Origin of the sequence: Brucella thiophenivorans, from assembly GCF_002252445.1 — a bacterium.
Lineage (GTDB): Bacteria > Pseudomonadota > Alphaproteobacteria > Rhizobiales > Rhizobiaceae > Brucella > Brucella thiophenivorans.
Genome location: NZ_NNRJ01000014.1, coordinates 58,276 through 81,308, shown reverse-complemented (window position 1 = coordinate 81,308; position 23,033 = coordinate 58,276). Strand labels below are relative to the sequence as shown.

Below are 23,033 nucleotides of genomic sequence, written 5' to 3'. Positions count from 1 at the left end.
ATGACATTTTCTGTTGCTACCTGGAACATCAATTCCGTTCGTCTGCGCATGCCCTTGGTTGAGCAGTTTCTGAACGATTATCAGCCTGATGTTCTGTGTCTTCAGGAAACCAAATGCCCCGACGATCAGTTCCCTTCCAAAGGCTTTCGTGCGCTCGGCTACGAGCACATCGCAATCAGCGGGCAGAAAGGCTATCACGGCGTTGCAACCATTTCCAAGCGTCCGCTGCGCGACGTTGAGAAGATCGGATTCTGCGAGATGGGCGATTGTCGCCATCTGAGCGCTGTATTGCAAGCGGGTGGCAAGAAGCTGCGCATTCATAATTTCTACGTGCCTGCGGGTGGCGATGAGCCTGATCCGGCGATCAATCCGAAATTCGCGCATAAGCTCGGCTTTCTCGAAGAAATGCGCGCCATTGTTGCCGACAGGCAGGATGGCAACTCCTCCATTCTCGTTGGCGATTTGAACATTGCGCCGCTTGAAAACGATGTCTGGTCGCATAAGCAGTTGCTCAAAATCGTCAGTCACACGCCGATTGAGACCGAAACGCTGGAAGACCTGCGTGTCAAAGGCGGCTGGAGCGATCTGATGCGGCAGGTCATTCCTGCTGACCAGAAAATCTACACATGGTGGAGTTATCGCGCCAAGGATTGGGATGCGGCAGATCGCGGTCGCAGGCTTGATCATATCTGGGGTTCGGCTGATCTTGAGGCCCATATGCAGGGGCTGCAAATCCTGCGTGACGCACGCGGTTGGGATCGTCCATCTGACCACGTTCCGGTCATTGCATCGTTTAATCTGGATTAATCTGCTCACGCAGCCTATATAAAGCGCAGTTCAGAAGAGGAGAGAAGAGCAATGGATCGTACAGCACTGTTTTCAATAACCAGTGTTTTCAACGTTTCCGAGGCTCTTCATGTCTTCTCTTCTCACACTTCAGGATGTTTCCTGCGCCACGGCTGATGGCCGTGCTCTTTTCTCCGGTATCAGTTTCAGCGTAACCGAAGGCCGCATCGGTCTTGTCGGGCGCAATGGCGTGGGCAAATCCACGCTGCTGAAAATCATGAGCGGTGCGTTGTTGCCTGCCAGCGGATCCGTCATGCGCCATGGCAGGATCGGTGTGCTTGCGCAGAACATCGTCAGCGAGGGTACAGGCACGCTGGCTGATCTTTTTGCTGTGCGTGTTGGGTTTGACAGGCTTGCGCGTGTTGAAGCAGGCGCGGGTTCCGATTCCGATTTCGAGCAGGCTGACTGGTTGTTGCCACAGCGTTTTGACGAAGCTTTGCAGATGTTCGGGCTTTCACTCGAACCGCAAGCGCTGCTGTCGGAGTTGAGCGGGGGGCAGCAGACGCGGGCAGCACTGGCCGCGCTTATGTTTGAGCAGCCCGATCTCATTTTGCTCGATGAACCCACCAATAATCTGGACCGTGATGGGCGTCAGGCTGTCGCCGATATGCTCGCCAGATGGCCAGGCGCTGCCGTTGTCGTCAGTCACGATCGCGAATTGTTGCGGACGATGGATGCGATAGCCGAGCTATCACAAGGTGCCTTGACGCTTTATGGCGGCAATTGGGATTTTTATCACGAACGTAAAGTGTTGGAGCGAGAAGGGGCGGCGCGTGATCTTGAAGTCGCGCAGCGAGATACGAAGCAGGTAAAGCTCAAAGCCCAGAAAGCAGCTGAGCGACAGGCAAAGAGTGATGCGCGAGGACGTAAATCGCGTGCCGATGCGGGTATGAGCAAACTGCTGCTGGATGCTCGCGAAGACCGCGCGCAAAAGACCGGTGGCCGTGGAGAGCTAATTGCTGAACGCAATGTCGAGCGTGCACAAAGCCAGTTGCGAGACGCAGAAGCGAAAGTAGAGCGTATCAAACCAATGCGCTTTAATGTCGAGGCTTCGCTTCCACCAATTGGGCGTGTGGTGCTTGAGATGATGAATGTCTCCGGTGGGCCGGTATCTGACTGCCCGATCATTCGTGACTTCTCGTTCAAAATTGTCGGTCCGGAGCGGATCGTCATTCGCGGTGCAAATGGTTCGGGGAAGACTTCATTGCTGCGGTTAATCACGGGTGATTTGCAGCCGTTCGCAGGTGAGATTAAGCGCTTCGTACCGATTGCAATGTTTGACCAGCAAATGAGTCTGATGGATCCTAAAGCAACGCTTTATGATAATTTTCAGCGCTTAAACAAGGATGCCAGGGACAATGATGTTCATGCGGGCCTTGCCCGCTTTTCATTTCGCGGTGAAAGCGCCTCCCGACTTGCAGGGAGCCTAAGTGGTGGTGAATTGCTGCGTGCAGCCCTGGCCTGTGTTCTGGGCGGAACACTTAAGCCGGAATTGCTGATCCTTGATGAGCCGACGAATCATCTTGATCTCGATTCAATCGAAGCGCTGGAAACGGCCTTGAATGATTATGAGGGAGGATTGCTGCTGGTTAGCCATGATGAAGCATTTCTTGATGCTATCGGCATCGAGCGGATGATTACGCTTTAATCGCTATCGCCGAAATGCGGTGCGACTTTCTCAATGTCGCTGATTAATTGCAGCAGGTTCTTGCTGATTTGTGCATGAAGCGCGGCTGCGGCTTCCGGATATTCTTCCAGAATGCGCCGGAAGATCGCACGGCTGATGCGGATGACCTCTGTCTCCTCTTCAGCGAGAGCGCCTGTCATGCGAGTGGTTTGCGCAATCAGTGCCATCTCGCCCAGCATGGCACCGGGACCGACAGGGCGGATCGTGATCCGCCCTTCGTCTGCATCGTGAAACAGGGTAATGCTGCCCGATACGACGATATAGCCACAATCCGCACTCTGGCCTTCGCGAAACAGTTCACGACCGGCACGCAGCACGAGGCGCTCTGCGCCAAAGGCAAGCAGACGCAACTGTTCGGGTGAGAAAGTTTCGAACAGACCTACTGAGCCAAGTATGCGAATATCGTCATCAAGTGCCATGGCTTGTCATTACACCTGCGTCAGGCGCTGTCCATCATGGCACAAGTTTGTATCCCCCGCTTTCTGTAACCAGAAGCGCTGCATTGGACGGGTCCTTCTCGATTTTCTGGCGCAGACGGTAAACGTGGGTTTCCAGCGTGTGTGTCGTGACGCCTGAATTATAGCCCCACACTTCCTCAAGCAGAACATCGCGACCAATGACCTTGTCGCCAGCGCGATAAAGATACTTGATGATCGCGGCTTCTTTTTCGGTCAAACGTATTTTGCCGCCTTTTTCGTCAAGAAGCAGCTTCTGACCCGGCTTGAAGGTGTAAGGGCCGACGATGAAAGTGGCGTCTTCGCTCTGCTCGTGCTGGCGCAATTGCGCACGGACGCGAGCAAGCAGAACCGCGAACTTGAATGGCTTGGTCACGTAATCATTCGCACCTGATTCGAGGCCGAGAATCGTGTCCGATTCGGTATCGTGGCCGGTGAGCATGATGATCGGAGCTTTGAAACCACCTTTGCGCAGCAGCTTAACCGCTTCGCGACCGTCCATATCGGGCAGACCCACGTCCATAATCAACAGATCGACAATGCCGTTACGGGCCGTCTGAATGCCCTTGGTGGCGTTGTCTTCCTGAAGAATCTGGAATTCTTCGCAAAGCTCAAGCTGTTCGACGAGGATAGAACGGAGATCTTCGTCATCGTCCACAACCAGTATTGTACGACCTGTCATGCCTGTCCTCGTTACTCTTTGATTCAAATAGTGGTTCATGTTTTATGGCATTTAATGGCGATAAGTTGAAGCCGTGAAAAATGAGTACGCTTTTTATACGTACCGCCAGAGTTTTTTTAAGCAGGCAACCAAGGAAGTCAGGCTTGACCAGAGATCATAAAAGCCGCGGCATTCGCGTTATCACTGTAAGGGCAAAGCCTGGCCATAAAACGCGTGGCTTGCTTGTTGCAGGCAATCTGGTGCTCCAATGCGCACTTGGCAAGGGGGGAATCAGTACTTTCAAGCGTGAAGGTGATGGTGCCACGCCATTGTCGAACATGCGATTGCTTTATGGCTATCGGCGTGGTGATGCAGGCAACCTGCCTCTGTCTCGTTTACCATTAAGGCACGTGCTTAAACGCGATGGCTGGTGCGATGCGCCCGATAACCCCAATTATAACCGCCCCGTCAAACTGCCGTTTAAGCCGAGCCACGAGAAGATGTGGCGCAGTGACGATGTTTATAACGTCTGTATCGTCATGGATTGGAATATCAGCCCGCGTAAACGCGGTTGTGGGAGTGCGATTTTCTTTCATTTGGCGCGCGCGGATTATACGCCGACCGAAGGCTGCATAGCGTTGAAGCGCGCCGACATGGCGCGCCTCTTGCCGCATTTGAGCAATCGAACGGTTATTCGTGTCGTTCGCTGATTAGTGAGCGGCGGCGGGAACGATCTTCACCTCGTTACCTTCTACATCGTAAAGTTTGCCGTTCTGGATATAATCGCCGTCATGCAGTTCTGCGATCTGGTGATGGCGAATGATGCGTTCTGTGCCTTCTGCAAAAACCGACATCTGGTCTGAATTGCCACCCTTGAATTCGTTGAACATCAGGTTGAGCGCGATTGCCATCAGCGCAGCGGAGCTGATGCCTGAATGGAAGATGGTCTCAAACCATGTCGGGAAGTGGTGATAGAATTCAGGCGCTGCAATCGGGATCATTCCGAAACCTATGGACGTTGCAACGATGATCAGATTGATATTGTTCTGATAATCGACTTTTGACAGCGTGCGGATGCCGCTTGCAGCGACCGTTCCGAACAAGACAATACCCGCACCACCAAGCACTGCCGGTGGCACGCAGGCAATGACGCGTCCCATGACCGGAAGAAGACCGAGCGTGATCAGGATCAAACCGCCGGTTGCAACCACATAGCGGCTTTTCACACCCGTTATGGCCACAAGGCCGACATTCTGTGCGAAGGCGCTTTGCGTGAAAGATCCGACGACGGGTGCGAGAATGCTGGATACCATATCGGCACGAAGACCATCACCCAGGCGGCGGGAATCGACTTTGGTTCCCAAAATTTCGCCAACGGCCAGAATGTCTGCAGATGTTTCCACTAATGTGACGATGATGACGATGAACATCGACAATGTAGCTGCGATGCTGAAAATCGGCCAGCCAAAATGGAAGACTTCGGGCAGTGCCATGACGGGACCTTCGGCAACACGCGAAAAGTCTGTCATGCCGAGCGCCCATGCAATGCCTGTACCAATGACCATGGCAAGCAGGATGGAAAGGCGTGAGATTGTTGAATTCCCGACTTTGCTCAGCAACAGCACGATCAGCAATGTGAGCCCGGCAAGACCGATATTGCCCATGCTGCCGAAATCAGGTGCTTTGCTGTTGCCGCCCATGGCCCAGCGTGCGGCAACCGGCATCAAGGTGAGGCCAATCGTGGTGATCACAATGCCGGTCACAAGTGGCGGGAAAAATCGCGTGACGCGCGAAAAGATTGGCGTGATCAGAAAGCCTATCAGGGAAGCAGCCATCACCGCCCCAAGCACGACCTGAATTCCAGCCTCGCCGGTTTCTGCAGAGGTTACAATGGCAACCATTGTGGCAACACCGGCAAAGGACACGCCCTGCACCAGCGGAAGCTGACAGCCAAAAAATGGAATGCCGATGGTTTGTAGAACGGTGGCAACACCGCCTGCAAAAAGCGATGCGGTAATTAGCAGGCCAATTTCGCTTGCGCTTAAGCCTGCCGCCTGACCGATAATCAGCGGTACAGCGACAATGCCGCCATACATCGTCAGAACATGCTGAAATCCATAAGCCAGATTGGCTGCAACAGACAGTTTTTCGTCTTCAGGACGCGGACTGGCCACCATCCCTGTTGGGTGTGCATTCACGATTATTCCTCCCGATGTCTCTCCTCAAAGACAGGGGGCGAGTATATCCCTCATGCGCAGACTGACTGCATTGGTTTTGATTGAAGTTGTTTTCGATGCGGACGTGCTAATGCTTTTGTTTTACGCGCATCTTGTCCGAAAACCGTTTCACACTTTGCGGGATGCTCTCATGTTGATGCTTCGCGCATGGCATCGCTCAGAACAGTAAAAATATAGGGTTCTGCCGATTGCGCAACATTGAAACGTAAGTAACGCGTTGCGTTTCGGGAAGGGCTGAAAACATCACCTGGCGCAAGCATCACGCCTTTTTCCAAAGCATAGCGAGCGATCTCGCCGGAATCCATTCCTTCAGGGAGTTGCGCCCATAGAAAAATGCCGCCCTGTGGTTTTGTCCAGAGTTCAAGGCCCGCAGCTTTGAGCCGGTTTGCAGTCATGGTCATGGCATCGGCAAGCTTGGCGCGCAGACTGTCAATGTGGCGGCGATAGGTGCCGTCAGTGAGCAGGGCGTGGACAATTTGGGCGGATAAAACATTGCTGCTGAACGAGGTCGCAAGTTTGAGATCAGTGAGGCCTTCGATCCAGTCTCTGCGACCCGCAATATAGCCGACGCGTGCCGCAGCGGAGAGCGTTTTGGAGAAACTGCCAATATGCAGTACGCGATCAAAACCATCGAGTTCGGCCAGAAGCGGCGTTGGTGAGGGGTGAAAGTCGCCAAAAATATTGTCTTCCACCAGCTTGATGTCGTGCTGTTCCGCAAGCTTGAGCAAGCGGTGAGCGGTTGCAGGCGACATTATGCCGCCGGTTGGATTGTGCAACCCCGCATTGGAAATATAGAGCTTTGGCGCATGTTCCTCGGCGGCCTTGGCGAAGGCTTCGAGATCGGGGCCGGAATGCGTGTAGGGAATGCCGATGAGCTTTACGCGATGCGAAAGAAGTGATGCTTGAAAATTGAAATAGCAGGGATCATCGACAAGCACCGTATCGCCGGGTTGCAACAAAAACCGGCAGATAAGGTCGATTGCATGGGTGCCTGAATCGGTCATTAATATTTCACCGCCAGAAATATTGATGCCCTGTTCGGATAATTTGTGCGCCAGATAATTGCGCAGCGGACGAAAGCCAAGCGGTTCGCCATAGGTGACCAGATTGCTTTCCTCATCACGGGCTATGGAGCGCATGGCGCGGCGAATGCCTTCTAATGGTAACCATTCATCGGGCAACCAGCCGCAGCCGGGCTTATAGGTTTTCTCGTTGGCTTCAAGCGATTGTCGCATGACCCAGAAAGGATCGATCTCACGCTCCTTGTGTGGTGCGGCGCTTGCCAGCGTGAAGGGCTGGCGCGCACGTTCAGAAACATAGAAACCCGCGCCCCTGCGTGACTGGATGACACCTTCGGCCACCAGACGGTCATAGGCTTCGACAACGGTTGACTTCGAGACATGCATGGTTTCAGCGAGACGCCGTATCGAGGGCAGTCGCGCACCCGGAGCAAGGCTCATAGCGGCTATGCGGTCGCGGATGATGGTCATGACTTTTTCGACGAGCGGCATTTTTTCAGATGCGGCTTTCTCATCGCTGTGACCGCCGAGATAGGCGGCTTCGACAGCTTCAAGACTACGTAAAAGGCCCGTCGAAATCATCTGTATTATCCTTTGTATCAGTACAGTTTAGCAGAATTGTCTGCAAACTGTCTCTGACCATTTGGCTTTATTCGCAGCATTTATCCAGAATCACCTATACAAATTTGCTGAAGGTCGAAAAAATAGAATGAGCAAGACAGCGGGCTGGATTAACGGATTTCTAGGTGTGTTGATTTTTAGCGGGTCGTTGCCTGCCACACGTCTGGCGGTGATCGACATTGATCCCACGTTTCTGACCATGGCGCGGGCGACAATTGCAGGTCTGATCGGTCTTTTGCTGTTGCTGGCCTTTCGTGCACCTTTTCCGCGTCGCAATGACGTTATTTCACTGATTGTCGTGGCGCTTGGCGTGGTGGTTGGCTTTCCATTACTGACCGGAATTGCGCTGCAGCATATGACTTCGGCCCATGCGATTGTCTTTATCGGATTGCTGCCTTTGTCGACGGCTCTTTTTGCCGTGTTGCGTGGTGGCGAAAATCCGCGCCCACTGTTCTGGTTGTTTTCTGTGGTTGGCGGTCTGATCGTTGCGTCCTACGCCTATGGGCAGGGCAGTCAGTCAACGTTGCTAGGTGACGTGCTGATGCTGGGCGCAATCATTGTCTGTGGACTTGGCTATGCGGAAGGCGCCAGTCTCTCGCGCAGGCTGGGCGGCTGGCAGGTGATCTGCTGGGCGCTGGTCTTTTCGCTGCCAGTCATGTTGCCGCTCAGCTTCATGACGCGGCCTGAAACCTGGGGCAATATCGGCGTCATGGCATGGGGCGGGCTTGCTTATGTCACGCTGTTTTCGATGCTGATCGGCTTTTTCTTCTGGTATCGGGGGCTTGCACAGGGTGGTGCGGCGGCGGTTGGACAGCTTCAACTGCTGCAACCTTTCTTTGGGCTTATGCTGGCTGCATCCATTGCCGGTGAGGTTGTCAGCATGGGTATGGTGCTAACCGCTGGTGTGGTAGTGCTATGCGTGGCAGGAGCGAAGAGGTTTGCTTAAATAAAAGCTCGTCGCCCAAAAGTGGGAACCGGTTTTGGGAACATCGACAAGCGCTATAAAAATGTCCAGACGGTCGTGCGTTTGACTTCTGCATCTTCAAGCGCGCGCGTGACAGGCACTGTGTAAACGGCAAGCTGCTCAAGCCGGTCTTTGGGCAGATAGGCACGGCCCGGATCTCCGACAATGATACGGGCACCGCGAGCGGCAAGCTTTGTAAACCATGGACTCAGACGATCTGCGAGCGGCTTTTCATAGAACACATCGCCCGCAAGCACGACATCCCAGCCATGATCATGATCGATCAGATCGGTGAGCGTCGAGGTGATGGCAACGCTGTTTGCAGCCGCATTGATTTCGATGGCTGGCAGCGCAAAGGGATCAATATCAGAAGCGAGAACGCTTTTCGCGCCTGACTTCATGGCTGCAATGGCGACAAGACCTGAACCTGATGCGAAGTCGAGTACGGTTTTGCCTGAGACTGCCTTTGGATGATCGAGAATATAGCGCGCAACGCCCTGACCGCCGGCCCAGGCAAAAGCCCAAAACGGCGGCGGTAGGCCGATGGTTGCCAGTTCCTCCTCGGTCCTGTGCCAGAGGTCGTGGGCTTCATCGGCCAGATGGAGGTTGATTTCCGGCACATGCGGCGGCGATTGCAGGCCTGTATTGGCCAGTATGAAATCACGCGTCGCCTTATGTGTCGGATCGAGCATCATTTTTTCTCATTGTGCATGTCGTTATCGGATCGTAGCGGTAACAGAAATCAGTCCAGTGGACTGATTTCCCCGCGAAGGCGGTTCCCACTTTTCCGCGACAAGCATCAGATATCTTTAGTGTCCAATCCGCCCATGCGGCAGACTTCGATCCATTCGTCTTCTGTCACCGGCTGCACCGAAAGGCGTATCGAGGTGACCAGCGCCATCTTTTCGAGTTTCGGATTGGCTTTCACATCCTTGAGCGTGACAGGCTTCGGCACATCGCGCACAGCCTTTATGTCGACGCAATCCCAACGCGGATCATCTGTGGTGCTGTCGGGATGAGAAAGCTTGCAGATTTCGACAATGCCAACCACTTCCAGACCTTCATTGGAATGGTAGAAGAAGCCCTTGTCGCCAATCTTCATGGCGCGCATGTTGTTGCGTGCGAGATAGTTGCGCACGCCGTCCCATTGTTCGCCTTGTTCGCCACGGGCTTTCTGCATTTCCCATGACCATTTGAATGGTTCAGACTTGAACAGCCAGTAAGCCATGACGTGCCCTTATGCGTTTGCTGGATTGTTGATGGCCCAGTTCCATGGGCGCACGGTCACGTCAGCAAAAAGGCCAGCCAGTGCGTAAGGGTCGTTTGCGCCGATCTTTTCAGCTTCGGCTTTGTCGGCTGCTTCAACCACAACGAGGCTGCCATTTGGCTTGCCGTCTTCGCCGAGGAATGGGCCTGCAAATTTCAGCACATCGCCGAGCGACTTAAGATAGTCGAGATGGGCCGGGCGTGTATCAAGGCGCACCTGCAGATGATCGGGCTTGTCGTTGCACAGAAGAGCAAAAAGCATGATTAATCCTCAGTCTTGAGTGGTCGATTAAGTAGGGCCGTAACGGCCTCGTCGATGGTGATTTTTCCGGAAAGAAGTGCCGCAACCGCCGTGATAATCGGGGCGGTGACTGCATGTTTCCGGCAAAGTTCGGCAGCAATAGGGGCGGTTGCAACACCTTCGGCCAGCGGGCGATTGGTGAGGTCTTCGCCACGGCCCAGCGCCAGCCCGTAAGAATAATTGCGCGACTGCGATGAGGAGCAGGTGAGCATCAGATCGCCAAGGCCCGAAAGCCCCATGATGGTTTCAGGCTTTGCATCCATGGCTTGCGCTACGCGGCGCAATTCGGCAAAGCCGCGTGTGACAAGTGCGGCTTGTGCGCTGGCGCCATAGCCGCGCCCGATAGCGGCACCTGCGGCCAAAGCCAGCACGTTTTTCAATGCGCCGCCGATTTCCACGCCCTTAAGATCGGTTGTCGAATAGCAGCGGAAAGCCGGGCCGGAAAGCATTGCGGCAAGCTGATCGGCAATGGTAGCATCTTCGCAGGCAATGGTCACAGCCGTTGGCAGGCCGCGTGCCACGTCGGTTGCGAAGCTTGGGCCGGACAGTGCTCCGATCCTATGATGTGGCAGAACTTCCGCCACCACTTCCGACATCAGCCTTCCTGTTTCGCGCTCAATGCCCTTGGCACAGAGAATGACGGGCGCAGATTGCGGGATAAAGTTGATGAGTTCCAAAAGCCCCTTGCGCATGGCCTGTGCCGGAACCACGACAAGCACCGCATCAGCATTTTCAAGCACGGCTTTGGCATCGGTGCTGGCCTGAATGCCTTTTGGCAATTCGATTTCGCCAAGATAGGCGGGATTGCGGCGCAGGTCGTTGATCTGTGCAACGGTCTGCGCATCACGTGCATAAAGCCAAGTGTCGTGGCCGCTGATTGCACTCATCGCTGCAAGAGCGGTTCCCCATGCGCCGCCGCCGAGTACGGCAATTTTTGCCCGCTCACTCATGCTTTTGCTCCGCGACGTCCGGTGCCGAACATGGGTGCTGATTTTTCATCAAGCGGCCAGCGCGAGCGTGGCGCGAGATTAAGTGAATCAGGGCCTTTTGTGGCGGCACGCTCTGCGCCCGCCCAGGCAATCATGGCCGCATTGTCAGTGCAGAGATTTAGCGGTGGTGCGACGAAGCTGAAACCATGTTTTGCACAAAGCTTTTCCAGCGATGTACGCAAGGTCTTGTTGGCCGCAACGCCACCCGCAACGATGAGCGAAGGTGTCGCGCAGTCAGGAAACTCCTGTCTGAAACGCTCCAGAGAACGCTTGACGCGATCTGACAAGGTGTCGGCCACAGCATCCTGAAAAGATGCGCAGATGTCGGCTACATCTTGATCGGAAAGCGGGCTCAGTTCCGTTGCAGTCTGGCGCACGGCTGTCTTGAGGCCGGAGAAGGAGAAGTCGAGCCGTGCTTCACCTTTGAGAGGCCGTGGCAGCGGGAACCTTTTCGGATCGCCCTGCAATGCCATACGCTCAACGGCTGGACCACCCGGATATGGCAAACCGAGCAGCTTGGCAGTCTTGTCGAAAGCCTCGCCCAGCGCATCGTCGATTGTCGTGCCAAGACGTTCATAATCGCCAAGACCACGCACAAGAACCATCTGCGTGTGGCCACCGGAAACCAGCAGCAGCAGATAAGGGAACGAAAGATTGTCGGTCAGTCGGGCGGTGAGCGCGTGGCCTTCCAGATGATTGACGGCATAAAATGGTTTGTTTGCAGCCATGGCCATGGCCTTGGCGGTCATGAGGCCAACAATAAGTCCACCGATGAGACCCGGACCTGCGGTAGCGGCGATCGCATCCACTTCATCGAGCCTCAGCTTGGCGTCTTTGAGCGCACGTTCGACCAGCCGGTCGAGCGCTTCGACATGGGCGCGTGCGGCGATTTCCGGCACGACGCCGCCATAAGGCTCGTGTTCTGCTATCTGGCTGAGCACCACATTGGACAAAATATGCCCTTTACCGTTATCGTCGCGCTCGACGATGGCGGCGGCTGTTTCGTCGCAACTTGTCTCTATTCCAAGAATACGCATTTGCGGCTAGACCCTGCCTGTCTTGTAATTTGACGTAAAATATTTGAGAAACCCGGTATCATGGACGGCGCGATATGCAAACAGCATCCTTGAAGATTGGCACAAGAGGCAGCAAGCTTGCGCTCGCCCAAGCCTATGAAACGCGTGACCGTCTGATTGCCGCGCATGGCCTAAGCGAAGACGCTATCGAAATCGTGCCTATGTCGACTGCCGGTGATCGCATTCAGGATCGTCCGCTGTCGCAGGTTGGCGGCAAGGGGCTGTTTACCGAAGAGATTGAGGCTGCGCTCAAAGATGGTCGTATCGATCTGGCTGTGCATTCCACCAAAGATATGCCGACCGTTTTGCCGGAGGGTCTTCATCTTTCTGTATTTCTTGAACGCGAAGATCCGCGTGATGCTTTTGTTGGCCGTACCTCGAAGCGTTTTCTCGATCTGCCGCAGGGGTCTGTCGTGGGCTCGTCGTCGTTGCGCCGTCAGGCGATGATCAAGCGCCTGCGTCCCGATCTGCAAGTGGTGATGTTCCGCGGCAATGTCCAGACACGCTTGCGCAAGCTGGAAGAGGGCGAAGTGGATGGCACCTTCCTCGCCTGTGCCGGGCTAAAGCGCCTCGACCTTGAGGATGTGATTACCGATCTGCTCGATCCGTCCATCTTTCTGCCCGCACCCGGACAGGGAGCTATCGGCATTGAAACGCGTATCTTGGATGATAAGATCGACGCGCTGCTTAAGCCTTTGGCGCATAGCGATACGCATGTGGCACTGGCCTGCGAGCGCGCATTTCTGGCGACGCTTGATGGCTCGTGCCGCACGCCGATTGCTGGCCTTGCGATTGTTGATGGCGACAAGGTCTCGTTTCGCGGCATGATTCTGACGCCGGATGGTCGTGAGGCGCATGAGGTCACGGCAGAAGGTGCAGCAGCCGACGCAGCCGAGCTTGGCTCTGATGCTGCGAAGCGTGTGCGTGCCGAGGCCGGTCCAGATTTCTTTGAAGGCTGGGAGTAAATTTGGCGGAAGCGAACAAGCTAGAAATTGGTAGTCGCGTTCTGATCACGCGGCCAGAACCATCGGCTTCATTGACGGCTGCAAAGCTTGTTGATCTTGGCTTTTCGCCTGTTTCTCTGCCGGTGAGCCGTACTATTGCGCTTGAATTCAATATCAAGAATCAATCCTTCGATGCGCTGGCTGTCACCAGTGCCAATGCATTTCGGCATGTTCGCGACGAAAAGCTTGAGTCTTTTAAAGCGCTGCCGCTTTTTGCGGTGGGCGAAGGAACGGCAAGGGCCGCAAAAATTGCCGGTTTTGAGCATGTAATTGAGGGCGGCGGTGACGCCGTGCGGCTGGCAGCCAAGCTTGCCGGGCATTTGCCGGAAGGCGCCCGACTTCTTTATCTGGCGGGACGCGTGCGTCAGCCAGTTTTTGAAGAGCGGGTTTTGCAGGCTGGCCTTCAAATGAAGGTCTGTGATGTCTATGACGTCGAGGTGATTGACTATTCTGCCAACGAAATCAGTGCGGTTTTCAGCGTCGGTCCATTTGTCGCGGTGTTGCTTTATTCTGCCGTTGCAGCAACATTTCTTATTGAGACGATGCTGAAATCAGAGATGCAATTTGATGCGAAAACGAAGATTTTATGCATTTCGGACCGGGTTGCGCAGGCTTTGCCAGCGCAATGGCGCGCACAGGCACTTGTCGCAGATCATCCAGATGAGAACGGTATTTTTCGTTTGTTTTCCAAACTTTGACTCTTTTGCGCGCAACCTTCCTTCATCTCGTGATTTTATCTGATAAGCTTTACACACATTATTTGCACTACGAGAGGACCTATGGCGAAATCCGGCACTCCGCGACATTCCAAACCGGCAACCAAGCCTGTGACGATCAATCTTGATCCGTCGGATGTTAAACGCGTTGACGAAGCAACAGCGCCAAAGCCTGTCCCGGATGCTGAACCGGTTGGCGATCCTATCAAAAAAGCTGCATCACAGCCAGAAATCAAAACAGAAGCCAAGACAGAAAAGCCGCCATTTACGGCGGGAGTTAAGCAGGAAACGCCGCGTCCGGCTGCTTCATCCGTACAAAAGTCGAGTTCGGGCGGCTCTTATCTTCTGGCAGGTGTTGCCGGTGGTGTGATCGCGCTGGGCGGTATTCTGGCACTGCAATGGGGCAATGTTATTCCTTCGCCCGGAGCAAAGGTCACTGCCGAGCAGCTTGCACGTATGGAACAGCAGATTGCGGAATTGCGCTCTAATCCAGCGCCTGCACCGCTTGATGATGCCAGCAAGACGGAATTTGCTAATCTGCAGAAGAATGTCGAAGCAGCTGAAATCAAGGCGGAGGCCGTTGCCGGTAGCCTGACCGAGATACAGCAGCAGTTTGATGCGCTGCCACAGGCGCAGGACGGCGCTTCGCCCGTCGATATTTCAGCGCTCACGTCACGAATTGAGATTCTGGAAACCCAGCTGAGCGATGCAAAGAATCAGGCCGATCAGGCAGCAGCGGGTGTTTCGGGCAATAGCGGCACCATCTCAACTCTGGAGCAGAGGCTGGTTTCGCTACAGGATAAGGTGAGTGAAAGCACTCGGCAGCCCGACGCATCGGCACTGATTGCGGCCAACGCGCTGAAAACAGCGATTGATCGCGGCGGATCTTTTAAGGCTGAACTCGATACCTTTGCGTCCGTTACACCGCAGGATACGTCTGTTGAAGCGCTCACTGCTTTTGCCGACAAGGGCGTCCCGACAATTGCCGATTTGAATGCATGGTTCGGGCCTGTTGCAAATAAAATTGTTGCCACTGAAAACAATCTTCCCGCCGATGCTGGCGTTTGGGATCAGCTTGTTGCGAGTGCTAAAGGCCTCGTCAGTGTTCGTCCCGTGGCGGGCAATGTGAGCGGAACCGGTGTCGGTCCGACAACAGCACGCATGGAAGCAGCGCTTCATTCCGGTGATCTTGAGCGTGCTATTTCGGAATGGGAGCAGCTTCCGGCTGATGCAAAGGCGGTTTCTGAAGAGTTTGCTGGTCAGATGAAGGCGCGACGCGACGCGGATGTTTTGATCCAGCGTCTTGTTGCCGAAAGTCTGAAACCCAAAACCGACGCCACGGCGCCAAACTAAGGAGCCGTTCATGCTGCGTGTGATATTTTACTTTGCTGTTGTCGTTGTTCTGGGGTTTGGTTTTTCCTGGCTAGCGGATCGTCCGGGCGAGCTTGATGTCACCTTTGCAGGCAATCATTACAATGTGCCGCTGATCACCGCTGCTGCCGGTGTTGTGGCGATTGTTGCCGCAATTTTGATTCTCTGGTGGCTGATCAAGAGCATTATTCAGTCGCCTTATACGCTGCGCCGCCATTTTCGTGCGCGCAAACGTGACCGTGGCTATCAATCGCTTTCGACCGGCTTGATTGCTGCCGGAGCAGGCGATGCGGAAGCTGCGCGCCGCATGACCAAACAGGCTGGCAAGTTGCTCAATTCGGATCAGGAACCGCTGATCAAGCTTCTTGAAGCGCAGACTGCGATGCTTGAAGGCCGTACCGACGATGCCCGCAAGGGTTTTGAAGCGATGATTGAAGACCCGGAAACCAAACTTCTCGGCTTGCGTGGTCTTTACATCGAGGCCCAGCGCATGGGTGCGCGAGAAGCCGCACGTCATTATGCGGCAGAAGCTGCCAAAGAAGCACCGCAGCTTGAATGGGCATCATCCGCCGTTATGGGCCAACTCTGCTCTGATGGCGATTGGGACGGGGCCTTAAAGCTGGTGGATGCGCGCAAGCAGGCACTGGCGCATGGCAGAGACGTAGTGAAAAAGGAGCGTGCAGCGCTTTTGACCGCAAAGGCTATTGCTACGGTCGATGTGGATCATGCGCATGCCAAAGCGATTGCGCTTGAAGCCAATAAGCTCGCGCCCGATCTTGTGCCAGCAGCGGTTGTCGCCGCGCGCGCGCTGTTTGCCGATGGTGAAGTGCGCAAAGGATCGAAAATTCTTGAGGCGGCATGGAAGCGTTCACCGCATCCCGATATTGCTTCGACCTATGTTTATGGTCGTGCCGGTGACACGGTGCAGGACCGTTTGAAACGGGCAAAGCATCTTGTGACGTTACGCTCGAACAATGCCGAGGGTAGTCTGGCGCTGGCGCGTGCGGCCTATGAGGCAGGCGATTATCGTCTAGCGCGGGAAAATGCCGAAAAAGCGTTGCGCGGTGCGCCGCGTGAAAGTGCCTATCTGCTCCTGGCCGATATTGAAGAAGCTGAGACTGGTGATCAGGGCAAGGTGCGGCAGTGGCTTGCGCAGGCTGTGAAAGCGCCACGTGATCCGGCATGGACGGCTGATGGCTATGTGTCTGAGCAGTGGTCGCCGGTATCGCCAGTGACTGGACGTCTGAACAGTTTCGAATGGAAGGTGCCTGTCGAACAGCTTTCACCGGTGATCGAAGTGGAAAAGCCAGAAATTGCTGAGGCTGTTGCGGATAATCAGGCGATTGTTCCGTTTGAAAGATCGACGCGGAAGCCAAAGTTTGATGATGTGGTTGATGCTGAGGTTGTTGTACCTGATGCAGAGCCGGTGAAGGTGACGCCGCCTGACAAGATTGTTGAGGCTGAAAAGCCAGCGGTAATTGATGCCGTTTCACCTGACGATCTAGAAGAACACGTCGATCATTCGAAAACCCGCAGCGCGCACATCATTGTCGATGATCCGGGTGTGGATAACAGCCAGTCATCGCAAAAAACTCAAAGCGGTCTAAGACTATTCTAGCTGGTCTTTAGGGCGTCACCACGACCTAAAGCGCGTTTCGATCTGATTTAACCGGACGGGTGCTGTAATCTCGCTTACTTGAAGCATAATCGTACCGATCCCCGTTCAACGAAAATCTGATTATGCTCTAAAGGCAATAAATTGTTGCCTAAAGACCACGCATGTGTCCTCTCGAACCGTTAAAACCCGCACAGGATGGTTTGATGTCTTGTGCGATGCGATCATCTCGTTACTTTCAACAGTTCTAAACAGCGGTATTTGCCGTGTTCGTGTGGTGAGGGTGAATGTTCGATCGTTTTCTGGATTTTTTGAAAGAGTTGCCCGGCAACGGTTTGCGTGAGCGCGGCGAGAAATTTTCCGATGATGATCCAAGATTGGCCGCCGCTGCATTGATGTTTCACATCATGGATGCAGATGGTGATGTGCGCGAAGTTGAACGCGCCAAGCTTTCAGCGATGCTTTCGCAGAAGTATGGCTTGAAGGGTGACGCCCTTAAACAACTCATCCGTGCTGCGGAAGAGGCGGATCAGGAATCAATCAGCCTTTCGGATTTCACATCAGTCCTTAAGCGCCATCTCGACTATCAGGCACGTCTCGATTTCATCGTGCTGATGTGGAACATCGTCTATGCAGATGGTGTTGCGAGCGAAGTAGAGGCCGATGTGATGTGGCGCGTGGCCGATCTTATCGGCATCAAGGCGCAGGACCGTGACCAGATTGAAGCGCAAGTTCATGCTGGTAACAAGGCCGTTCCAAAAGCGTTGCCAAAAGAATGATCGATATTTAAACACCTCTCCCGAAAGCGAGCGTTTCCGGGAGAGGTTGTGACGTTTGATCAGTCCTTACCGAGCAACCCTTTCCAGATGATCGCGCCGATGGCTGCGCCCACGAGTGGAGCCACCCAGAACAGCCAGAGCTGATTGACCGCGCCGGTTTCTGCAAACAGTGCTGCAGCCGCAGAACGGGCCGGATTAACCGAAGTGTTGGTGATGGGGATCGACACCAGATGGATAAGAGTGAGGCCAAGTCCGATTGCAATTGGAGCAAATCCTGAAGGGGCCGATGACGACGTCGAGCCGAGAATGACGATCAGGAAAAATGCCGTCAGCACGATTTCAACCAGCAGTGCTGAGGTGAGGCTATAGCCGCCGGGCGAAAGTTCGCCATATCCGTTGGATGCAAAACCTCCAACTGAGAAATCGCTTTTTCCGGTTGCGATCAGATAAAGGATGGCTGCCGCAGCAATGCCGCCCAGAACCTGTGCGATCCAGTATGGAATGAGATCTTTGGCTGGAAAGCGCCCGGCAACCAGAAGCCCTAGCGATACGGCTGGATTAAAGTGACCACCGGAAATGCCCCCTACAGCATAAGCCATCGTCAGAACGGTGAGACCGAATGCGAGAGCGACGCCTGCAAATCCGATGCCGAGTTCAGGATATGCTGCGGCGAAGATTGCGCTGCCGCAACCGCCAAACACGAGCCAAAATGTTCCAAAAAATTCCGCAGACAGTTTGTTCAACATGGAAGTCCCCCGTGTTGGTGTAGTGATAAATGCCAATGCGAATCAGACATATAAATATATATCGAAGTTTTTTCTCACATCAATATTGTTTTATTTGCGTAAAATTTCATTATGTTTTCTATGTGTAAAAATAAATAAGTAAATTCAAATTTAGATATAACTAATATTATAAATTGCTTATAAACCTTCCGAAATATCAAAATAAACCACGAATGCATTCAGAACGCGTTTCGATCTGATTGGATCCGATCGGCGCTCTAATCATTTGTTTTAGTACGAATATTTTTCGAAAACCGTTTTACCCTTTTTGGGGTGTGCTTTAAATCGGCCGCTTTATGGCCTTAATTTAAATGATGCTGTTCCTATCTGTTGGATATTGCGGGGGCAATTGAACGCAGGCTATAAAGGATTTTTCATACCGCTCATCGCGATGAAAAATGATTTCGGCAAAGTGGGCGTGTCGAGGGCTTTAGGGCGAGTTTTGTTCCGATCGAAAGAGTTCAACGCTCTGATTGTTTGTTTTGCTGCGCATCTTGATCCGAAAACTGGTTTGCACTTTTCGGGATGCGCGCTGTGAGGGAGTAGCTAGCCTTGAATATGAGCCTTGAGGCACGAACAGGCAGATTGATCCTGCAATCCGTGATGGCTGTTGCTGTTGGAGCAGTTCTCTCAGGTTGTGCAGCAGCGGCATGGTCTGAAACGGTTCGGATCGACAGCAGACCCCAGATGCCGACTGAATGTGCTGGCTGGCAGCGAATCGATCTCAAGCAGAGAACAGCCATGGTTCTTTTGCGTGAAGATGCGCGTTTGGCCACCGATATTGATGCTCATAATCTGAAGGGCCGTAATCTGGGTTGCTGGGAATAAGTCTCTTTTACAGAGCTGAATTTTTATGACGCGCCGGTGCCTGAGCGGGCATTGGCGTGTGATTTTTTGTTATGCCTGTCCCAATATTTGCCTGAATGTTCTGCCTTATAAAAACACGATGATCGCACAATTTTTACTGATGATTCCGGTGGTATTAACCTCACATTAACCATGGAGGTTAAAGGTCATTCTGGTATCGATTTCATTTGAGGCACCGATTGGTGCACGGATAATTTAGAGAAGCACAGCGGTGATACGTTTCGAGAATGTCGGTCTGAGATATGGCATGGGGCCAGAGATCCTCAAGGATGTCAGCTTCCATATTCCGCCGCGTTCATTCCAGTTTCTGACCGGACCTTCGGGTGCTGGCAAGACATCTCTGCTACGTCTGCTTTTTATGGCGCTGAAGCCGACGCGCGGGCTCATCAATATTTTTGGTAAGGATGTGGCGCGGCTTGACCATAAGGAAGTGCCGTTGCTGCGGCGTCGTGTTGGGATCGTGTTTCAGGATTTCCGGCTTCTTGATCATATGACGACCTATGAGAATGTCGCACTTCCGCTGCGCGTACGCGGCAAGGAAGAGGCGACCTATCGTCATGAGGTTGAAGAGCTTTTGCATTGGGTTGGTCTTGGCGACCGCATGAATGTACTCCCGCCTGTGCTTTCGGGTGGTGAAAAGCAGCGTGCAGCGATTGCGCGCGCACTGATCGATCAGCCGGAATTGCTGCTCGCGGATGAGCCGACGGGCAATGTCGATCCGCCACTTGCCAAGCGCCTGTTGCGGCTTTTCGCTGAGCTCAATCGCTCTGGAACTGCGGTCATCATCGCGACGCACGATCTTTCCCTTATGGATCAGATCAATGCGCGCCGCATGATCCTCGAACATGGGCGGCTCGATATTTATGATTGATGCTGGTAGACCCCGCCCAAACGCCTTCCGTAAAGTGATGGATGATCTAAGCATACGCTTTGAAGATCTCAAGGATATGCTGCTGGTTCGCATCGGCAAACGCAGAAAGCGCAAAGGGCCAAGCCCCATAGTGCCCGACGGAAGCGTGACCGGCACGGCGCTTGTGGCGGTAATAGCAATCATGACTTTTCTTGCCTGCCTTACCCTTGGCGGCGTAACGTTGGTGCGGGCTTCGGCTGCACAATGGCAAAGCCAGATTGCGCGTGAGGCAACCATTCAGATACGCCCGGTCGATGGGCTTGATATGGAGAAGGCGCTGCAGGATGCGAGCGCAATCGCACGCGGCTTTGCGGGCGTGAAAGATACAAGCGTCATCGATAAGGATGCGACGGCGCGGCTACTTGAACCATGGCTTGGCACCGGTCTCAATATCGACGAACTGCCAGTGCCGCGTCTGGTTGTCGTGACAATTGATGAAAATTCACCGCCCGATTTTGAAACCATGCGGGCTGAAATCACACGTGCCATTCCAAGTGCCAGTTTCGATGATCATCGTACGTGGGTCGACAGGCTGGTTTCGATGGCGAATACGACCGTATTGATCGGTACAGGCGTGTTGTCGCTGGTGATTGCGGCCACCGTTCTGACGGTTATTTTTGCAACACGCGGTGCAATGTCCGGCAATGGGCATATTATTGAGGTTCTGCATTTCATCGGTGCGGAATCGAAATTTGTTGCGCGTGAGTTCGAATGGCACTTTTTCCGCACAGCTCTCAAAGGCGCGCTGTTTGGCGGGATGGCCGCGATGCTGGTTTTCTTTGTGTTTTCGTGGTGGGCATCACGACAGATCGCGACGCCCGCAGGCGATCAGGCAGCGGCGATGTTTGGTAATTTCGCGATTGGGCGCGATGGCTATATTGGTGCGGCGGCAATCATTCTTCTGGTAAGCGTACTGACGATGTTGACCAGCCGTTTGACCGTTGTTCGTCAGCTTGCCACCATGGATGGCCCGGGAGTTCGGGCCGAATGAGCGTCTTTTTTGCCAGTAGCGGTCGTAAGATCCGTATTTCCGGTAGTTCTTCGGGTTATCGCCGCAATGATAGCTATGATAGCAACGGCAAGAGACACGTCATTGAGAAAACATCGGATGGGTATCCGGAAAGCAGTGATGCAGAGGCAAGAAAGCAAATTGGTGCTGTGGTATCGCGCCGCAGTCTCGCAACCGATGCGCAGTCTTCTCTTGCGCCGGTGGTCGGTAAATTCTTATGGTCGGTCCTAATGCGTGTATTTCGACGACTTCAGCCTGTTTCCATTGTTCTTTTTCTGCTCCTTGTTGCCTTCCTGATCGGCTTTGTTGCCTTCAGTGAGAAAGTCACCAGTATGCAATCTCCTGCGCTGGCAGAACCTGCTGATGCTATCGTGGTTCTGACGGGTGGTCAGTCTCGAATCCATGCAGCGCTTGACCTTTTGAAAGACAAACAGGGTAAGCGCTTGCTGATCAGTGGTGTGCATCCATCTACAACTGAAAAATCCTTGCAGCGCGCTACGCAAACCGATCAAAACCTGTTTGACTGCTGTGTTGATCTGGATCGTTCCGCACTGAACACGGTGGGAAATGCGACGGAAAGCGAGCGCTGGATTCGCGCAAACAATTATCATCGCGTGCTCGTCGTCACCAATAATTACCATATCCCGCGCAGCATTCTTGAAATGTCATATCGCATGCAGGATGTGCAATTCGTGCCTTATCCGGTCGTAAATGGCGAAAAGCGCTCACATAGCTGGGTGGCGGAGAGCGATACACTCCGGGTTTTGTTCATCGAATATGTAAAATATCTTGGAGCAGTTCTTCGCGTGGGCGGTGCTAAGATATTCGGCAGTTCGGTTAATTGATCATCGTGTCGTGATATTTCCTTATGGAAAATTCAAAACTTCCTGATATATCGGTTTCCGCAGCTTTCACGGGAAAGCACCGAATTTCTTTTGCCTGATCATCCGCAAATGAAAATATGCAGATCACGGGCGTAACCAAGGTTCTCGCCGATACGATGCTTCTCTATCTGCGCTCCATCCTGTTCAATCTTGCCTTCTACATTGGCACCATCGTGCAGATGATCCTTTATACGCCATTCTATTTTTTGCTGCCGCGCAAGAAGGCCTGGATTGTTCCAAAGACATGGGCCCGTGTTAATCTCTGGCTGCAAAAATATATTGCCGGCACGGATTACGTCATCGAAGGTCTCGAGAATATTCCTGAAGGTGCGTATATCGTTGCACCTAAGCATCAGTCAGCATGGGACACCTATGCTTTTCTGCCGCAGTTGGATGACCCGGTTCTGATTCTTAAGCGCGAGCTAATGCGGATACCGCTGTTTGGCTGGTATGTCGCAAAAATGGAAATGATCCCGGTTGATCGCGGATCGCGCGTCAAGGCACTGCATTCCATTACCAAGGGGGCCGAGAAGGCGATTGCCGAGGGTCGTCAGATTTTGATTTATCCTGAAGGTACGCGCCGTTCACCCGGTGCACCGCCGCAGTATAAATATGGGATTGTGCATCTTTATGAAGCACTCAACCTTCCGGTTTTGCCAATCGCGCACAATGCCGGACTTTACTGGCCGCGCCGTAAGTTCTTGCGTTTCCCAGGAACCGTTCGCGCCCGCGTGCTGCCGCTCATTCCGGCTGGGCTTGAAAAGGAAGAGTTTCTTCGACGTCTGATCGAAACGACGGAAAATGCCTGTGATGAACTTCTGGTTGCGGCAAGCCGCGATACCAATGCCCCCCCCATGCCACCGACAGCCGTCCAGCGGCTGAAGGAACTGGGCGAATAATTACCACAAAACCCAAATGAACCGACCGCGCTCTGTTTCGTGAAAAAGAACGACAATTCGTCACGTTTTGTT

At 53.6% G+C, this 23,033-nt stretch carries 24 protein-coding genes; 14 read left to right on the top strand and 10 right to left on the bottom strand.

Features of this window, described 5'->3' with window-relative positions:
* Positions 1-807 (top strand): exodeoxyribonuclease III, encoded by an 807-nt coding sequence (locus CEV31_RS04565; RefSeq protein ID WP_094505708.1) that lies wholly within the window; start codon positions 1-3, stop codon positions 805-807.
* A gap of 109 nt (positions 808-916) precedes the next feature.
* Positions 917-2,494, top strand: a complete 1,578-nt coding sequence (locus CEV31_RS04560; protein WP_094505707.1) for an ABC-F family ATP-binding cassette domain-containing protein — start codon at positions 917-919, stop codon at positions 2,492-2,494.
* On the opposite strand, the gene CEV31_RS04555 is transcribed toward CEV31_RS04560, so the two are convergent.
* Both CEV31_RS04555 and CEV31_RS04550 read right to left on the bottom strand, forming a co-directional pair.
* Positions 2,491-2,952: a Crp/Fnr family transcriptional regulator gene (locus CEV31_RS04555; protein WP_094505706.1), complete on the bottom strand. Its 462-nt coding sequence runs from the start codon at positions 2,950-2,952 to the stop codon at positions 2,491-2,493. The genes CEV31_RS04560 and CEV31_RS04555 overlap by 4 nt on opposite strands.
* Positions 2,953-2,986: 34 nt before the next feature.
* Complete coding sequence (locus CEV31_RS04550; RefSeq protein ID WP_094505705.1) at positions 2,987-3,670, bottom strand: response regulator transcription factor; 684 nt, start codon at positions 3,668-3,670, stop codon at positions 2,987-2,989.
* Between the two features lie 143 nt (positions 3,671-3,813).
* On the opposite strand from CEV31_RS04550, the gene CEV31_RS04545 reads away from it, so the two are divergent.
* Entirely contained in the window at positions 3,814-4,359 is a 546-nt protein-coding gene (locus CEV31_RS04545; protein WP_094505704.1) for a L,D-transpeptidase family protein, read from the top strand.
* Here the strand turns inward: CEV31_RS04545 and CEV31_RS04540 are convergent, their stop codons facing one another.
* Together CEV31_RS04540 and CEV31_RS04535 are read right to left on the bottom strand one after the other, a co-directional pair.
* Entirely contained in the window at positions 4,360-5,826 is a 1,467-nt protein-coding gene (locus CEV31_RS04540) for a nucleobase:cation symporter-2 family protein (protein ID WP_094505703.1), read from the bottom strand.
* A 188-nt stretch (positions 5,827-6,014) separates the two neighbouring features.
* A complete protein-coding gene (locus tag CEV31_RS04535) occupies positions 6,015-7,487 on the bottom strand; it encodes an aminotransferase-like domain-containing protein (RefSeq protein ID WP_094505702.1) in 1,473 nt (490 codons plus the stop codon).
* Positions 7,488-7,614: 127 nt separating this feature from the next.
* Here CEV31_RS04535 and CEV31_RS04530 point away from each other — a divergent pair, with 127 nt between their 5' ends.
* Positions 7,615-8,472: a DMT family transporter gene (locus tag CEV31_RS04530; protein WP_094505701.1), complete on the top strand. Its 858-nt coding sequence runs from the start codon at positions 7,615-7,617 to the stop codon at positions 8,470-8,472.
* A 53-nt stretch (positions 8,473-8,525) separates the two neighbouring features.
* Here CEV31_RS04530 and CEV31_RS04525 read toward each other — a convergent pair whose 3' ends face one another.
* The 5 genes from CEV31_RS04525 to tsaD all read right to left on the bottom strand — a co-directional run bounded on the left by CEV31_RS04525 (position 8,526) and on the right by tsaD (position 12,083).
* Complete coding sequence (locus tag CEV31_RS04525) at positions 8,526-9,182, bottom strand: class I SAM-dependent methyltransferase (RefSeq protein WP_094505809.1); 657 nt, start codon at positions 9,180-9,182, stop codon at positions 8,526-8,528.
* A 107-nt stretch (positions 9,183-9,289) separates the two neighbouring features.
* On the bottom strand, positions 9,290-9,718 hold the full coding sequence (locus CEV31_RS04520; protein ID WP_094505700.1) for an EVE domain-containing protein: 429 nt from the start codon (positions 9,716-9,718) through the stop codon (positions 9,290-9,292).
* A 9-nt stretch (positions 9,719-9,727) separates the two neighbouring features.
* The gene (locus tag CEV31_RS04515; RefSeq protein WP_064322159.1) at positions 9,728-10,018 is read right to left on the bottom strand and encodes a YciI-like protein; all 291 of its coding nucleotides are present in this window, start codon (positions 10,016-10,018) and stop codon (positions 9,728-9,730) included.
* 2 nt (positions 10,019-10,020) lie between these two features.
* Positions 10,021-11,007, bottom strand: a complete 987-nt coding sequence (locus CEV31_RS04510) for an NAD(P)H-dependent glycerol-3-phosphate dehydrogenase (RefSeq protein WP_094505699.1) — start codon at positions 11,005-11,007, stop codon at positions 10,021-10,023.
* A complete protein-coding gene (gene tsaD / locus CEV31_RS04505) occupies positions 11,004-12,083 on the bottom strand; it encodes a tRNA (adenosine(37)-N6)-threonylcarbamoyltransferase complex transferase subunit TsaD (protein ID WP_094505698.1) in 1,080 nt (359 codons plus the stop codon). The genes CEV31_RS04510 and tsaD overlap by 4 nt, the downstream gene beginning before the upstream one ends.
* A gap of 74 nt (positions 12,084-12,157) precedes the next feature.
* Here tsaD and hemC point away from each other — a divergent pair, with 74 nt between their 5' ends.
* The 5 genes from hemC to CEV31_RS04480 all read left to right on the top strand — a co-directional run bounded on the left by hemC (position 12,158) and on the right by CEV31_RS04480 (position 17,607).
* A complete protein-coding gene (hemC, locus tag CEV31_RS04500; RefSeq protein WP_094505697.1) occupies positions 12,158-13,087 on the top strand; it encodes a hydroxymethylbilane synthase in 930 nt (309 codons plus the stop codon).
* 2 nt (positions 13,088-13,089) lie between these two features.
* Positions 13,090-13,824 (top strand): uroporphyrinogen-III synthase, encoded by a 735-nt coding sequence (locus CEV31_RS04495; RefSeq protein WP_094505696.1) that lies wholly within the window; start codon positions 13,090-13,092, stop codon positions 13,822-13,824.
* 81 nt (positions 13,825-13,905) lie between these two features.
* Positions 13,906-15,195 (top strand): COG4223 family protein, encoded by a 1,290-nt coding sequence (locus tag CEV31_RS04490; protein WP_094505695.1) that lies wholly within the window; start codon positions 13,906-13,908, stop codon positions 15,193-15,195.
* 10 nt (positions 15,196-15,205) lie between these two features.
* The gene (locus CEV31_RS04485; RefSeq protein ID WP_094505694.1) at positions 15,206-16,831 is read left to right on the top strand and encodes a heme biosynthesis protein HemY; all 1,626 of its coding nucleotides are present in this window, start codon (positions 15,206-15,208) and stop codon (positions 16,829-16,831) included.
* A gap of 284 nt (positions 16,832-17,115) precedes the next feature.
* Entirely contained in the window at positions 17,116-17,607 is a 492-nt protein-coding gene (locus CEV31_RS04480; protein WP_094505693.1) for a tellurite resistance TerB family protein, read from the top strand.
* A gap of 59 nt (positions 17,608-17,666) precedes the next feature.
* Here the strand turns inward: CEV31_RS04480 and aqpZ are convergent, their stop codons facing one another.
* Positions 17,667-18,353: an aquaporin Z gene (aqpZ, locus tag CEV31_RS04475; protein WP_094505692.1), complete on the bottom strand. Its 687-nt coding sequence runs from the start codon at positions 18,351-18,353 to the stop codon at positions 17,667-17,669.
* A 591-nt stretch (positions 18,354-18,944) separates the two neighbouring features.
* Here aqpZ and CEV31_RS04470 point away from each other — a divergent pair.
* The 5 genes from CEV31_RS04470 (at position 18,945) to CEV31_RS04450 (ending at position 22,961) form a co-directional block, all read left to right on the top strand.
* The gene (locus CEV31_RS04470; RefSeq protein ID WP_094505691.1) at positions 18,945-19,220 is read left to right on the top strand and encodes a hypothetical protein; all 276 of its coding nucleotides are present in this window, start codon (positions 18,945-18,947) and stop codon (positions 19,218-19,220) included.
* 286 nt (positions 19,221-19,506) lie between these two features.
* Positions 19,507-20,130 (top strand): cell division ATP-binding protein FtsE, encoded by a 624-nt coding sequence (gene ftsE / locus CEV31_RS04465; protein WP_235818033.1) that lies wholly within the window; start codon positions 19,507-19,509, stop codon positions 20,128-20,130.
* Positions 20,131-20,167: 37 nt separating this feature from the next.
* Positions 20,168-21,160, top strand: a complete 993-nt coding sequence (locus tag CEV31_RS04460; protein WP_374847108.1) for a cell division protein FtsX — start codon at positions 20,168-20,170, stop codon at positions 21,158-21,160.
* Positions 21,157-22,023 (top strand): YdcF family protein, encoded by an 867-nt coding sequence (locus CEV31_RS04455; protein ID WP_094505689.1) that lies wholly within the window; start codon positions 21,157-21,159, stop codon positions 22,021-22,023. Before CEV31_RS04460 ends, CEV31_RS04455 begins: the two co-directional genes overlap by 4 nt.
* A gap of 155 nt (positions 22,024-22,178) precedes the next feature.
* Positions 22,179-22,961: a lysophospholipid acyltransferase family protein gene (locus tag CEV31_RS04450; protein WP_094505806.1), complete on the top strand. Its 783-nt coding sequence runs from the start codon at positions 22,179-22,181 to the stop codon at positions 22,959-22,961.
* The last annotated feature ends 72 nt before the right edge of the window (positions 22,962-23,033 follow it).